Origin of the sequence: Paraburkholderia sp. HP33-1, assembly GCF_021390595.1 — a bacterium.
GTDB lineage: Bacteria > Pseudomonadota > Gammaproteobacteria > Burkholderiales > Burkholderiaceae > Paraburkholderia.
In genome coordinates, this window is record NZ_JAJEJR010000001.1 from 317,976 (window position 1) to 331,675 (window position 13,700).

Below are 13,700 nucleotides of genomic sequence, written 5' to 3' on the forward strand. Positions count from 1 at the left end.
ATGGTGACGACCGCACTAGCACTCGCGCTTGTTATTGCCATCGGATATTGGGCGCTGCCTCAGTTCAGAGGGTCTATCGCGCCCTTCATCCTGGTGGCCTGCGTACTGGTGTGTCCGCTCTCGATGCTGCTCATGATGCGCGGTATACGGTCCAGTCCCGGGAAGCCGGACGTACAGAGTGAAACGGTAACGGCACTCAAATCGGGACCTGATTCATAACGCCACACTCGAGTCACGCGGAGTAGCGCGATATTGCTGTCCGTCATGCTGCTCCGCGACCGATGCGAAGGAGGAGTTCATGTTCGGCAACGCTCGAATTCTCAACGTCGTCATTGTCATTTTCGCCGTCATTGGTCTCATCGCTGTGCTCGGTATCGTCGGCATGGCTGTGATGCATGTAGGCATGATGCACGGTATGCGCTCGTGCACTGAGGCGATGCGTCTCTGGCAATAGCGCTGACCTGTGAAATAGGAGAGGTGCAATGAAAAGTCGGATACACAAAGAAGAGGGGAATCAGGCGCCCTCGGCGCGTTCCCCGGGACTCACTTCGGCCAGGGGGCGCCTCGTGGCGCTGCTGGTCGCGCTGCTTCTTGTGGTACCTGCGGCGATTCTTCTGGGGCCGTTCCTTCCACGGCACTCGATACTCGGTTCCGCGACTGGGAAAGCGGGTCTGCAGGAGCAGGTTCATTCGGAAACTGCGTGGCATGTGGGGATGTTGCGTCCTGATGGGTTGCGCATCATTCCCGGTGGGCGGTCGGATGCGTCACACGTGCTGAACCCGAATCAGTTTGCTGATAAGGACGTAAGGCATTCCTACTGGGTTGCGACGCAGATTCCTGCGACGCTCAACAAACTCTATTGCTGGTGTGGTTGTGAAAATCGCGGCGTACACCGTTCCAATCTTCAATGCTTCGAAGACCAGATGGCGGTGACATGCGCGGTTTGCCAGGGCACGGCAGAGATAGCCTGGCAGATGACACAAGCTGGCGTTCAGGACGCCGGCAAGATTCAGGCTGCCGTGGATGTGAAGTGGGCGCCAAACGGTTAGCGGGAGACGGTTTCGCTAACAATCAATCGTTGAGGAGGGCGACATGGAGCTGAAATGCGTTGTTGCCGTTGTTAGGCCCGATGCAGTGGAAGTACTGGAACGGAAGCTTGGCGCCATTCACATTCATGGCTTGACTGTTACCAGAGTACGGGGATTCGGCGCGCACCCGAATCTCTTCGCCGACGACTGGACGACAGAACACGCCAAGGTTGAAATCTTTGCACAGGCAGAACACGTCGACGCTCTTGTGAAGACCATCATGGAAATCGCACATGTCGGCGCGATTGGAGACGGGGTGGTAGCGGTCATTCCTGTGGAGAAATTCTTTCGCGTTCGCACTCAGGCGGAAGCGGTACCGTGACTCGATGGCGACATCGGTCGGTCGCCACATCGATACGACAGCCGCCTTCACAGGGGAAGGCGGCTGCGCGTCGGTCACGATGTCCGCTGGTACCAGCATCGCGATGAGTTGACCACCTTGACGACGAGCATGACCGTACTTCGATGTGCACGTTCACCAAAGTCGCCAATGCGGCGCCAGAATTGAGCCCGAACAAACTAATCGCTGTCGCAACTGCTAACTCAAAAAAGTTGGATGCGCCAATCTGGCAGGCTGGAGCAGCGACGTGGTGCGGTACGCCCGGTTGTCGTTTCGCCAGATAAGCGAGCGACGAATTGATAATCACCTGAATCAGGATGGGAACTGCGAAAAGCAGGATGACCACCGGTTAAGTAAGGACTTCGTTCGCCTTGGAACGCAAAGACCCGATTCAGGCCGTTGTTGCAGCTTGATTAACCGGCCACAGCATAAGCGATGCATGGTTCTTATTCGTTCTTGCCGTCGTCTTCTCGCGACTGTACCGCGGCGTCAGCTGGCGGCGAACCCACAACTCACTGGAAAGTCACCGGACCGCCGTCTAGTAGCGGCTTCCCATCCATTTCATCTACTGCTCAAGGGCGCGAATGAGAACGTCGGCGCAAGAATGGAACGGCGCCCGCCTGATGACGGCGCGCTTATCAGTGAAGTTCTGCCAATTGACATTATCATCCCGTCATACCTAATATATCTAGTACTATGGAATTAATGCTTCCTACCGAGGATGACCGCAATGAGCAAGCAGTTCGTGCAATGCCTGGCGGGTGCTGTCGTGGCTGCAACCATTGCGGTCGCTGCCCACGCGGCAGACATCACGGGGGCTGGTTCTACGTTCGTGTATCCCGTCCTTTGGAAATGGGCTGCGGACTACAATCATGCGTCGGGCAACAAGGTCAATTACGAGTCCATCGGTTCCGGCGCCGGCATCGCGAAAATTAAGGCCGCGACAGTAGATTTCGGCGCGACCGACATGCCGATGTCCAGTAAGGACCTGAAAAAAGAGGCGCTGGGGCAGTTCCCTACGGTCATCGGAGGGGTCGTGCCGGTCGTCAATATCGACGGTGTTGTGCCGGGCAATATTCGCTTCACCGGGCCGCTTCTTGCCGACATCTATCTGGGCAAAATCAAGAAGTGGAGCGACCCGGCCATCACCAAAATCAACCCCGGTTTAAAGCTGCCGGATGCGAACATCACGGTGGTGCATCGCTCGGATGGTTCGGGTACGACGTTCAACTGGGTCAACTACCTCTCGAAGGTCAGTCCGGAATGGAAGAGCAAGGTTGGTGAAGGTTTGTCTGTCGCGTGGCCGGTGGGCATAGGGGGAAACGGCAATGAAGGTGTCGCCACTTATGTGAACCACGTCAAGAATTCCATCGGTTTTGTCGAGTACGCATATGTCCTGCAGAACAAGATGACGTACGGCTCCGTTCAGAACAGGGTCGGCAATTTTGTGGAGCCGAACGCCAAGTCGTTCCAGGCGGCAGCCGCGACCGCTGACTGGACCAAAGCGCAAGACTTTGACCTCGTCATGACCGACGCAACCGGGCCGGAGGCTTATCCGGTAACCGCCGCGACGTTCGTCGTCGTGTACAAGCAGCCAAAGAACGGTACGCAATCAAAGGCGACCATCGACTTCTTCAAGTGGGCACTGGAAAAGGGGCAACAGCAGGCACAGTCGCTTGGTTATGTTCCGTTGCCGGATGCGCTCGTCAAGCAAATCGAGTCCTATTGGTCGACCAACTTCAGGTTCTGATATTTCGGTAACCCTTGAAATCGCGGAACACCAGCTTCGCGATGCATGTCGCAGAAATGGTGACGCCAAATACTGCAGAAGATGTTCGGTCTGGTTCCCGTCAACATGACTATTCCGTTCATCGTCGCTGTGGCCCCTTTACTCCCTTATAGCGACACATCCCGTCGCCGTTGCCGGTTCCTACTGTCCGTAAAATGCGCTAGCTTGTTTGGGCAATTCTCAGGCTGTCGCTCGGCGGCAGTAATCCGGAAGACTTCTCAGAAATCGCCAGTTCTTACCGAAAACTCATCCGCAAAGCTGACCTTGACCTTGACATAGTGTCACGGTCAATACTGGTGTTGTGGAGCGTTTCGCAGGCTGCAAAGATGACGGAGGTCGCCATGAATATCGGGGAGGCAGCAAAAACTTCAGGGATGCCGGCGAAGATGATTCGGCACTACGAGGAGGCTGGCCTCATCAAACCAGCTTTGCGGACGGCGTCAAATTATCGCGTGTACACGTCGAACGACGTCGAGGTACTGCGTTTCGTGAAACAGGCACGTCGACTCGGATTTGCCACCGGTCAAATTTCCGAACTACTGGCCCTATGGCAAGACCGCGACCGACCCAGCAGGGAGGTCAAGCGTATTGCAAAGGAACATATCGCTGAACTGAACGGCCGGATTCGGGAACTGAACGAGATGAAGGAAACGCTTGAACATCTAGTGCGCCATTGCAAGGGCGACTCCCGCCCTGACTGTCCGATTCTGGACGCGCTCTCGGCAACCCCCCACTAGCTTCACCGGCTGGAGGGCAGACGGCTTCCTATTGTTGCCGCCGTCCGCATTCTTGATGCGTCCGGCGGCGCACGGGTTTAGGAAACGCGTTGATACCAATGTCGCGATGAGTTGACCACCTTGACGACGGCGAGCATCACCGGCACTTCGATAAGCACACCGACCACGGTGGCCAGCGCTGCGCCCGACTTCAGACCGAACAGGCTAATCGCCGTCGCGACCGCCAGTTCGAAAAAATTCGACGCCCCAATCAGACACGATGGTGCCGCAACGTCATGTGCGACGCCGAGTTGACGATTCGCGAGGTAAGCCAGCGACGCGTTGACGACAACCTGAATCAGGATGGGCACCGCCAACAGCAGGATGACCAGCGGCTGTGCGATGATTTGTTCGCCCTGGAAGGCGAACAGAAGCACCAGCGTTAGCAGCAGTGCTGAGATGGAGAACGGACCAATTTTCGCCAGCGCTCGCTGGAAATGCTGCTCTCCCTTGCGCAGGAGAATCTTGCGAAGAATCTGCGCGATGATGACTGGGATGACGATGTACAACACCACCGACGTGAGCAGTGTGTCCCACGGCACAGTGATGTTTGAGATGCCAAGCAACAGGCCCACCACAGGGGCGAACGCGAAAACCATAATCAGGTCGTTCAGCGCAACCTGCGACAGAGTGAAGTACGGGTCGCCCTTTGTCAGTTGGCTCCAGACGAAGACCATGGCCGTGCACGGCGCTGCAGCCAGCAGAATCAGACCGGCGACGTAGCTGTCCAGCTGGTCGGCGGGCAGCAGTGACGCGAAGGCATGCCGGACAAACACCCAGGCGAGGAACGCCATGGTGAACGGTTTCACCGCCCAGTTTACAACGAGCGTTACGCCGATACCTTTCACCTGGCTGCGCACCTTGCCAAGCGACGCAAAGTCGATACGCAGCAGCATCGGGATAATCATGACCCAGATGAGAACGCCGACCGGGATGTTGACGTGGGCGAACTCAAGATTCGATACCGAATGAACGACACCAGGCAACAGCTTTCCAAGGATGATGCCTGCCCCAATGCACAGTGCGACCCAAAGGGACAGATAGCGCTCGAAGAAGCCGATGCCGCCGGGTTCGCGCCGGGCGGCCTTCGCGACGGTTTGACTGCCTGCCATCGTTACTCTCCTTTCTCGCGCAACGAGGTGCCGATGCCCTGCATCTGCTGCTGCACGGCGAGACGGTCGAGCTTCTCGAACGGCAGGTTCGCGAAGAGTTCGATACGCTTGCGCAGTTGCACGTATGTTTGCAGGAAGGCTCTGAGTTTCTCGTCATCGCTACCCTCGACCCTCGACGGGTCCGGCACGCCCCAGTGCGCCTTTGCCGGATGACCGGGCCATATCGGACAAACCTCTCCGGCTGCGTCGTCGCAGACCGTGAAGATGAAGTCGATGTGCGGCGCACCGTCTTCGGCAAATTCATCCCAGCTCTTGCTGCGAAGCCCTTCAGTCGGGATGTGCTGCGAACGAAGCAGCTCAAGCGCGAACGGATTCGGTGCGGCACCCGGATGGCTGCCAGCGCTGTAACCAACAAAACGGTCGCCGGCGAGGTCGTTGAGCGCAGCCTCCGCGAGAATGGAGCGCGCAGAATTGTGAGTGCAAAGGAAGAGTACGTTGTATTTGCGATGTTCGGTCACGAGGTTCTCCAGTCCGATGCCGGACGATGGCACGTTATATATCAACATCTCCAATATAATGGAAATGATATGTTCCGACAAGTTCCTCGGGGCGGATGATGCACCACGAAGGACGGGGCTCACGAGTTGTCACAGAAATTTCACGCAGGCCCGAACTTGTCACCCGAATGTCACGAACTATACTTAGCATCCCGACAGGCATAACGTATCTAGTTTTATGGAAACGATGCTTACTTACTGAGGGTGACCAAAATGAATACCCAGTTTGTGCGACGTCTGGCGGGCGCTGTCGTGGCTGCAACCTTTGCGGTCGCTGCTCACGCGGTAGAAATCACAGGGGCAGGCTCGACCTTTGTGTACCCCATCCTCTCAAAGTGGTCTTCGGACTACAACCAGAATACCGGCACCAAGGTCAACTATCAGTCCATTGGCTCTGGCGGTGGCATCGCACAAATCAAGGCCGCAACCGTGGATTTCGGCGCTACCGACATGCCAATGACCGCTGAAGACCTGAACGCAAAAGGCATGGGGCAATTCCCTTCAGTCATTGGCGGGGTTGTGCCAGTCGTCAATATCGAAGGGGTTGCGCCGGGCAAGATTCGCTTCACCGGCCCGGTTCTCGCCGATATCTATCTCGGCAAAATCACGAAGTGGAGTGACCCGGCCATCGCGAAAATCAACCCGGGCCTGAAGTTGCCGGATACAAATATCACGGTGGTGCATCGTTCAGACGGCTCCGGGACCACGTTCAACTGGGTGAACTACCTCTCGAAGGTGAGTCCCGAATGGAAGAGCAAGGTCGGCGAAGGTACGTCGGTCGCTTGGCCGACCGGTGTGGGAGGTAAGGGGAACGAAGGCGTTGCTGCATACGTAAACCGCCTGAAGAATTCCGTCGGATACGTTGAGTACGCGTACGTCCTGCAGAACAAGATGACGTACGGCTCCATCCAGAACAAAGCCGGCAATTTCGTGGAACCGAATGCCAAGTCGTTCCAGGCCGCAGCGGCGACCGCCGACTGGACGAAGGCGCAGGACTTTGACCTTGTGATGACCGACGCAGCCGGCCCGGATGCCTACCCGGTGACTGCCACCACGTTCATCGTCATGTACAAGCAGCCCAAGAACGCCGCGCAATCCAAGGCGACCATCGACTTTTTCAGGTGGGCATTGGAGAAGGGTCAACAGCAGGCGCAGTCGCTTGACTATGTTCCGCTGCCCGAACCGCTCGTTAAGCAGATTGAGTCGTACTGGTCGACCAACTTCAAGTTCTGACGCTCCCGCAGTCCACTGTGGCGCCGGCCGACAGCTTAGCGCCACCGGTAGAGGAAAAGCTGATGCCTACCACTGCTGAAGAACTGGCGAAAGGGCTAAACGGTGAGCGCCGCAAAGGCACCGTGCTCGGAACCGAGTTGACCTTTCGTACGCGAAAACGCTGGCTGCCTGACGCTGCAGCGGACCGCATGTTCTGGTTTGCGACCCTGTCTGCTGCGGTATTTGTGCTGGTCCTTCTTTCGGGCACCGCGCTGTCAATGCTATGGGGCGGCCGTCTCGCGTTTCAGACCTTCGGCTGGCGTTTCCTTGTCAGCACCGATTGGGATGCCGTTGCACACAAGTTCGGTGCGCTCATTCCGATTTACGGCACGTTGGTCAGTTCCCTTATCGCGTTGCTTATCGCCGTTCCAATCAGCTTCGGCATCGCGATGTTCCTCACCGAAATTGCACCGAGCTGGATGAAGGGTCCTGTCGGCACGGCCATCGAATTGCTCGCGGCAATTCCGAGCATCATCTACGGCATGTGGGGTTTGTTTGTATTTGCGCCCGTTCTCGCCGACCATATTGAGCCATGGCTCATCAACACCCTGGGCAATGCATGGCTGATTGGTCCGCTCTTCTCGGGCGCTCCCATCGGGCTGGGCATGCTGCCGGCTGGCCTGATTCTCGGCATCATGATAATCCCGTTCATTACCGCCGTGATGCGCGATGTCTTCGACGCCACGCCGCAGATGCTCAAGGAGTCGGCGTTCGCGTTGGGCGCGACGCGTTGGGAAGTGATTCGCGGAGTTGTACTGCCGTACACGCGCTCCGCCGTCGTCGGCGCCATCTTTCTCGGACTGGGGCGAGCATTGGGTGAAACCATGGCGGTGACGTTCGTCCTCGGCAATGCGCATGACCTGAGTGTGTCGCTGCTGGGTCCTAGCAACTCCATTGCCGCGACGCTTGCTAATGAATTTACCGAAGCGGATTCGCCCATCTATCTGTCGTCGCTCATCGCCCTCGGCTTTGTCCTCTTTGTGGTCACGTTCATCGTCCTCGCGTTCGCGAAGCTGCTGCTCTTGCGACTAAACCGCATGGAAGGGGCAAAGTAATGGAAGGCTTCGACATGGGGAAATTCCGGCGGCGGCGAATCACGAACAACATCGTGTTCGTGCTGTCCATTCTGTCAACGGTCTTTGGCCTCTTCTGGCTGTTCTGGATTCTGGCGACCACTGTTATCAACGGTTTTGCGGCGCTGGGCCCAAGTCTCTTCACCCAGATGACGCCTCCGCCGGGTCAGCAAGGCGGCCTGCTGAACGCGCTGTACGGCAGCTTCCTGATGATAGGCATCGCATCGGTTATCGGCGTGCCGCTCGGATTGATGGCGGGAATTTACCTTGCGGAGTACGCGCGTCGAACGCGCCTGGGCGCCGTCGTCCGGTTCGTCAACGACATTCTGCTGAGCGCTCCGTCGATTGTTATCGGGCTGTTCACCTACGAACTCATCGTCCGGCCGATGGGGCATTTTTCCGGCTGGGCTGGTGCCGTGGCACTGGCCATCATCATGTTGCCGGTGGTCATCCGCACGACGGATGAGATGCTCCAGCTCATCCCGGACAGCATGCGTGAAGCGGCACTCTCGCTGGGCATTCCGCGCTGGAAAATCAGTTCGCGCGTTCTGCTGAAGGCTGCTAGCGCCGGTATCGTCACGGGCGCGCTACTGGCCATTGCGCGCATCAGCGGGGAAACTGCACCGCTCCTGTTCACCGCACTGAACAATCAGTACTGGTCAACCACGCCAAACGGACCGCTCGCCAATATTCCGGTCGTCATCTTTCAGTTCGCGATGAGCCCCTATGAAGCCTGGCATACGCTCGCGTGGGCGGGCGCCTTCCTGATGACGGTCTTCGTACTGGCGCTGGCCATCCTGTCGCGCACCTTCTTCAATCGCGCTCATGCCTCCCGTTAAGATGCCATCCGCCCATACGACCAAAGCGCGCATCAGTGTGCGCGGACTGAACTTCCATTACGGACGTCGCCAGGCCCTGTACGACGTCAATGTCGATTTTCCGGACCGCGAGGTGACGGCCATTATCGGCTCGTCCGGTTGTGGCAAATCCACATTGCTGCGCGTCCTGAACCGGATGTACTCGATATATCCGGACCAGACGGCCACGGGTAGCGTCGAACTGGACGGAAAAAACATCCTCGAACCGCGCTTCAAGCTCAATGAATTGCGGTTGAAGGTGGGTATGGTTTTTCAGAAGCCCACCCCTTTCACGATGTCGATATACGACAACGTTGCGTTGGCCATCACTCATCACGAGGCGCTGACACGCAGCGAACTCGACGAGCGCGTCGAATTTGCCCTGCGACAAGGTGCCCTCTGGGACGAAGTGAAGGACAAGCTCGACCAGAGCGCGCTCGCCCTTTCAGGTGGACAGCAGCAGCGCCTGTGTATCGCCCGCGCGCTGGCCATTGACCCTGAAGTGTTACTGCTCGACGAGCCAACCTCTGCGCTGGACCCAATGGCTACCGGGAAGATTGAGGACCTGCTGAACACGCTGCGCAAGCACTACACCATCGTCATTGTCACACACAACATGCAGCAGGCCGCCCGCGTTTCCGAGCAGACGGCCTTCATGCATCTGGGCAAGCTCGTCGAATTCGGCGCCACCGAACATATCTTCTCCAAGCCGACCGAAAAGGCCACCGAGGACTACATCACCGGCCGTTTCGGCTAGGGGGCGAACATGTCGGACAAACATCTCTCCAGTCAGTTTGATGCTGACCTGAATCTACTGTCCACCAAGCTGCTTGAAATGGGCGGACTGGTGGAATCACAGATTGCACAGGCGATGCACGCGCTGGACACATTCGATATGGCAATCGTGGAGCGGGTCGTCGAGGACGAGCACCGGCTCAACGCGATGGAAATTGATATTGACGAAGAAGTCAGCAACATCATCGCCCGTCGACAACCTGCCGCTCGGGACCTGCGGCTGCTGATGGCTGTTTCCAAGACCGTCACCAATCTCGAACGTGCAGGCGACGAAGCACGAAAGATTGCGAAGCGGACGCGCCACATTGCCGAGGACGGCGCATCGCGGACCATCAACATCGCTGAAATCAAACGCTCCGGGGAGCTGGCTTCTCATATGCTTCGTCGGGCGCTTGACGCATTTGCGCGGCTGGATACCGCCGCAGCGGCACAGATAGTCCAGGACGACCAAGCCATCGACGAGGAGTTTCGGGCCCTCGTAAGAAAACTCGTGAGCTACATGATGGAAGACCCAAGGAGCATCTCGGTCAGCCTCGACTACCTGTCTGTTGCGAAAGCTATCGAGCGTATTGGCGACCACGCGACGAATATCGCCGAATTTATCGTCTATGTCGTCGAAGGTACCGATGTCCGTCACGCGTCCCGCAAGCATCCCGTGCGGGACTCCTCGGATAGCAAGGAATGAAGAAGGAGACGCGATGCCTGCGAGCATTCTGATTGTTGAAGATGAGCCCGCAATAGCGGAACTGTTGGCCGTCAACATAAAACAGGCGGGGTATCACCCGCTGCAGGCGCGCGACGTCGATGCCGCGAATGCACTGGTGGCAGAGGTGTTGCCCGACCTCATCGTCCTCGACTGGATGCTGCCGGGAACATCTGGCCTGGTTTTTCTCCGAAGGCTACGTGCCGATTCGCGAACAGGAGAAGTGCCGGTCATCATGCTAACGGCCCGCACGCAGGAAGAGGATTCGGTGGATGGTCTTGAGGCAGGTGCCGACGACTACATGGCCAAGCCTTTCTCCCCTAAGGAACTGGTCGCTCGCATCAAGGCGGTTCTGCGCCGGTACGCTCCCCAGCTCACCAATGATGTCGTGACGGTAAATGGGCTGACGCTCGACCCGTCGACACACCGGGTCTATGTCCAAGAGAACGGCGTCGAGCTACCAGTGCGTCTCGGCCCGACAGAGTTCAAGCTTCTGCATTTTTTCCTGACACACCCGGAGCGTGTCCACAGCCGGACTCTCGTTCTCGAGCAAGTCTGGGGCGACCATGTTCTCATCGAGGAGCGCACAGTCGACGTGCATATCAAACGGCTCCGGTCCGCACTGAAACTGGTCGGGTATGAGGCCATCGTCGAAACCGTACGTGGCAGCGGCTACAGGCTTACGCGACTGCCGCTAACACACCACATGGAGAACGCGGCGTAGCCAGCGCATCGTGAAGCATTGCATTGGCACTGTTTTTCAACCGGGCATTCTGGATAGAACAGGCGGCAGGACGTGAAGGCTATTAGACACCACGAGGAATCAGGGGGTGCGCACCGGACGGGCAACGCTACCCCGAAGGACCAGCCGGTCCTGAGTTCGCGGGAAAAGCACTACCTCGTCTGGGGGATTCTCCGACTCACCCTCGGTGTTCTGCAGATGACGTTCGCCGCAGCCGCCATCCTTCACCTGATTTTTGTTGGCCTGACGCCAGCCACTCTCAGTTACGCAGCTGTCGCGACGATTGCAACGTTGTTGAGCCGGCTACTGTTTCACGGTCGCAGAGGACCTCACCGGTGACGGCCAACTTGCGGCCCTGCCTGTGTGTGATGGTGGCGGCGCTGCCTTCGCGAGAAAGGCAACCCACAAAACTGACCCGTCGCGCCGCTGACATCTCAATGGCGTTAGAATCATCGACTTATCTTGACGACTTGCTCATCATGAAGGAAAAAGACGCCATCAAAGCCTTGTCCGCGTTGGCCCAGCCCACGCGCCTCGGCATTTTTCGATTGCTCGTGACGGCCGGGCCGGACGGGTTGAGCGTGGGCGTTATCCAGGAGCAACTGGAACTGGCGAGTGCGACGCTGTCCTTTCACCTGAAAGAGCTGACGCACGCCGGTCTGGTGACGTCACGCCAGGAGGGTCGCTTCGTCTACTACGCGCCGGAAATCGAGTGCATGAACGACCTGGTCGGTTTCCTTACCGAAAACTGTTGCCAGGGAGTGGATTCGGCCGCCTGTACGCCGAAGAAGAAGGTGAAGTGCAAGCCGGTTCCTGCGTGACCTGACTCCGAAGCGATAACGCTGCCCAGAAACGAAGCGCCATGGGATGTGAATGCCCGTCGCCACTGGGGAATCAGTTCCATCTGAAGTGAATTCCGTGCGAAGCGGGAAGAGAATTGCGCCTCCCGACGGCCGCCCTTGGGCGGCCGTTTGCTTTGATGCCGCAGATTCAGCAGCACCCCACATTTTTCTCTATAACGGCCGGAATTGAAGTGGCCGGACCACAGCAGGCCCCTCCCGCCGCGGAAGCAGCGGCTTGTCGGCTGTCCGCCCCGAACATGGGAATACCGCCGAGCGTATGATACGTTTCCCAAGGCACGCCGGCCGGGTCCTGCGTCCAGTATTTGTTCGAACTTGCATAGCAGCACTGGGCGCCAGGCTGGTCGTCTACCGCGACGCTGCCGGCGACGACCTGCTCGCGAAGAGCCGCTAGCTCCTCGTCACTGTCGACCTGAAAGCCGAGGTGATTGACGCCAGTTTCCCCGCCGCGCGCTGAGATGGCGAAGTTCATGCGTGGGTCCTCGAGCATCCACTTCGCGTAGTCGTCCTTGAGTACCGTAGGCTCCGCGCCGAACATGCTGCTATAGAAACGCACGCTTTCGTCAAGCTTCGGGACAACAACGTGCACGTGAAATCGCTTCATTTACGCCTCCGTTTCGTTGGCCGCGCAGCCGCATTGCTCTGCTTGCTCCGCCGCGCAGCAGTTCTCCATCAGGAAATCCATGAGCGTCTGCATGTGGTCATAGCTGGCGCAGTAGATGATGAACCGGCCCTGACTCTCGCCTTCTATGAGCCCCGCGTTTGCGAGCTCCTTCAGGTGAAATGACAGCGTCGGCGCAGGCAGCCCCAGCTTTTCAGCGATGGCGCCAGGACTCATGCCCGAGCGTCCGGCTGTCACCAGAAGGCGGAAGACCGCGAGACGGGTCTCGTGCGCAAGCGCCGCGAGCGCTTTGACTGCCAACTTCGAATCGAGGGTTGCCATCACAGTCCTCTATTGATTACTCGCCTGAGCGTCCTTGCGAGAATGGTCGGCGATTGCCCGGGAAGCCAGGTCGGTCGCGGGGTCGAGCGGACGGCCGTCCTGCACGCGCTCGCTGTAACGGTTGACCAGATAGTCGGCGCGGCCGCGAAGCAGCAGCGTGAACTTCACAAGTTCTTCCATCACGTCGACCAGGCGGTCGTAGTAGGACGAAGGCTTCATCCGACCATTCTCTTCGAACTCCTCGAACGCCTTTGCGACGGAGCTCTGATTTGGGATGGTGAACATGCGCATCCAGCGTCCAAGCTGACGAAGCTGGTTCACCGAATTGAACGACTGGGAACCACCGCTGACCTGCATGACAGCAAGCGTGCGACCCTGCGTGGGGCGGATGCCACCGCTGACAAGTGGCAAGTGGTCAATCTGCGTCTTAATCAGACCGGTGATGGTGCCGTGACGCTCCGGGCTGCACCACACGTGACCCTCGGACCACAGCGACAGCTCGAGCAGTTCCTTCACCTTCGGATGGTTCTTCACGTCGACGTCGTCTGCGTGCGGCAGACCGCGCGGGTCGAAAATCCGCGTTTCCGCACCGAACGTCTGCAACAGGCGAGCGGCTTCCTCGACGAGCAACCGTGAATACGACCGCTCACGCAGCGAACCGTACAGCAGCAGAATCCTTACCGGCGGCTGCCCCTCCATTCCGAGGCGTGCTGCGATATCGGTGTCGAAAAAATCTGTCCTGGCGGCCGGGAAACTCCGGTCGTCATTGATTGCGTGAACTGTCATCTCATTA

General features: G+C 58.1%; 18 protein-coding genes and 1 pseudogene. 13 read left to right on the forward strand and 6 right to left on the reverse strand.

The genetic code is table 11. The features are described 5' to 3' along the window. The 4 genes from L0U81_RS01440 to L0U81_RS01455 all read left to right on the forward strand — a co-directional run bounded on the left by L0U81_RS01440 (position 1) and on the right by L0U81_RS01455 (position 1,410). The gene (locus L0U81_RS01440) at positions 1-219 is read left to right on the forward strand and encodes a DUF2933 domain-containing protein (protein ID WP_233804168.1); all 219 of its coding nucleotides are present in this window, start codon (positions 1-3) and stop codon (positions 217-219) included. 79 nt (positions 220-298) lie between these two features. After that, positions 299-454 carry a hypothetical protein gene (locus L0U81_RS01445; protein WP_233799827.1) on the forward strand — a complete coding sequence of 52 codons (156 nt, stop codon included), beginning with the start codon at positions 299-301 and terminating at the stop codon, positions 452-454. 112 nt (positions 455-566) lie between these two features. Then, positions 567-1,049, forward strand: a complete 483-nt coding sequence (locus tag L0U81_RS01450) for a PCYCGC domain-containing protein (protein WP_233799828.1) — start codon at positions 567-569, stop codon at positions 1,047-1,049. Positions 1,050-1,092: 43 nt separating this feature from the next. Beyond that, on the forward strand, positions 1,093-1,410 hold the full coding sequence (locus L0U81_RS01455; protein ID WP_233799829.1) for a P-II family nitrogen regulator: 318 nt from the start codon (positions 1,093-1,095) through the stop codon (positions 1,408-1,410). Positions 1,411-1,484: 74 nt separating this feature from the next. On the opposite strand, the pseudogene L0U81_RS01460 reads toward L0U81_RS01455, so the two are convergent. Further along, positions 1,485-1,777, reverse strand: a pseudogene (locus L0U81_RS01460) (arsenic resistance protein); the annotation flags it as partial. A 381-nt stretch (positions 1,778-2,158) separates the two neighbouring features. Here L0U81_RS01460 and pstS (L0U81_RS01465) point away from each other — a divergent pair. Beyond that, entirely contained in the window at positions 2,159-3,178 is a 1,020-nt protein-coding gene (gene pstS, locus L0U81_RS01465; protein WP_233799830.1) for a phosphate ABC transporter substrate-binding protein PstS, read from the forward strand. A gap of 380 nt (positions 3,179-3,558) precedes the next feature. Beyond that, positions 3,559-3,954, forward strand: coding sequence for a Cu(I)-responsive transcriptional regulator (cueR, locus tag L0U81_RS01470; protein ID WP_233799831.1), 396 nt, complete (start codon positions 3,559-3,561; stop codon positions 3,952-3,954). Between the two features lie 77 nt (positions 3,955-4,031). Here cueR and arsB read toward each other — a convergent pair whose 3' ends face one another. Both arsB and L0U81_RS01480 read right to left on the reverse strand, forming a co-directional pair. Then, complete coding sequence (gene arsB, locus L0U81_RS01475) at positions 4,032-5,105, reverse strand: ACR3 family arsenite efflux transporter (protein ID WP_233799832.1); 1,074 nt, start codon at positions 5,103-5,105, stop codon at positions 4,032-4,034. Positions 5,106-5,107: 2 nt separating this feature from the next. Next, the gene (locus tag L0U81_RS01480) at positions 5,108-5,623 is read right to left on the reverse strand and encodes an arsenate reductase ArsC (protein WP_233804170.1); all 516 of its coding nucleotides are present in this window, start codon (positions 5,621-5,623) and stop codon (positions 5,108-5,110) included. A gap of 252 nt (positions 5,624-5,875) precedes the next feature. Here L0U81_RS01480 and pstS (L0U81_RS01485) point away from each other — a divergent pair, with 252 nt between their 5' ends. From pstS (L0U81_RS01485) to L0U81_RS01515, 7 genes are all read left to right on the forward strand, one after another. Continuing rightward, positions 5,876-6,895: a phosphate ABC transporter substrate-binding protein PstS gene (pstS, locus tag L0U81_RS01485; protein WP_233799833.1), complete on the forward strand. Its 1,020-nt coding sequence runs from the start codon at positions 5,876-5,878 to the stop codon at positions 6,893-6,895. 62 nt (positions 6,896-6,957) lie between these two features. After that, the gene (gene pstC, locus L0U81_RS01490) at positions 6,958-7,989 is read left to right on the forward strand and encodes a phosphate ABC transporter permease subunit PstC (RefSeq protein ID WP_233799834.1); all 1,032 of its coding nucleotides are present in this window, start codon (positions 6,958-6,960) and stop codon (positions 7,987-7,989) included. Further along, on the forward strand, positions 7,989-8,846 hold the full coding sequence (gene pstA / locus L0U81_RS01495) for a phosphate ABC transporter permease PstA (protein ID WP_233799835.1): 858 nt from the start codon (positions 7,989-7,991) through the stop codon (positions 8,844-8,846). The genes pstC and pstA overlap by 1 nt, the downstream gene beginning before the upstream one ends. Further along, positions 8,833-9,621: a phosphate ABC transporter ATP-binding protein PstB gene (gene pstB, locus L0U81_RS01500; protein ID WP_233799836.1), complete on the forward strand. Its 789-nt coding sequence runs from the start codon at positions 8,833-8,835 to the stop codon at positions 9,619-9,621. Before pstA ends, pstB begins: the two co-directional genes overlap by 14 nt. A gap of 9 nt (positions 9,622-9,630) precedes the next feature. Then, the gene (gene phoU, locus L0U81_RS01505; protein ID WP_233799837.1) at positions 9,631-10,344 is read left to right on the forward strand and encodes a phosphate signaling complex protein PhoU; all 714 of its coding nucleotides are present in this window, start codon (positions 9,631-9,633) and stop codon (positions 10,342-10,344) included. Between the two features lie 13 nt (positions 10,345-10,357). Further along, a complete protein-coding gene (phoB, locus tag L0U81_RS01510) occupies positions 10,358-11,086 on the forward strand; it encodes a phosphate regulon transcriptional regulator PhoB (RefSeq protein WP_233799838.1) in 729 nt (242 codons plus the stop codon). Positions 11,087-11,439: 353 nt separating this feature from the next. Beyond that, the gene (locus L0U81_RS01515) at positions 11,440-11,925 is read left to right on the forward strand and encodes an ArsR/SmtB family transcription factor (protein WP_442793378.1); all 486 of its coding nucleotides are present in this window, start codon (positions 11,440-11,442) and stop codon (positions 11,923-11,925) included. 169 nt (positions 11,926-12,094) lie between these two features. Here the strand turns inward: L0U81_RS01515 and L0U81_RS01520 are convergent, their stop codons facing one another. The 3 genes from L0U81_RS01520 to arsH are packed head-to-tail and all read right to left on the reverse strand — an operon-like array spanning position 12,095 to position 13,606. Continuing rightward, the gene (locus L0U81_RS01520) at positions 12,095-12,568 is read right to left on the reverse strand and encodes an ArsI/CadI family heavy metal resistance metalloenzyme (protein WP_233799839.1); all 474 of its coding nucleotides are present in this window, start codon (positions 12,566-12,568) and stop codon (positions 12,095-12,097) included. Continuing rightward, positions 12,569-12,907, reverse strand: a complete 339-nt coding sequence (locus L0U81_RS01525) for an ArsR/SmtB family transcription factor (protein ID WP_233799840.1) — start codon at positions 12,905-12,907, stop codon at positions 12,569-12,571. Between the two features lie 9 nt (positions 12,908-12,916). Beyond that, positions 12,917-13,606, reverse strand: a complete 690-nt coding sequence (gene arsH / locus L0U81_RS01530) for an arsenical resistance protein ArsH (RefSeq protein ID WP_442793379.1) — start codon at positions 13,604-13,606, stop codon at positions 12,917-12,919. Positions 13,607-13,700: the final 94 nt, after the last annotated feature.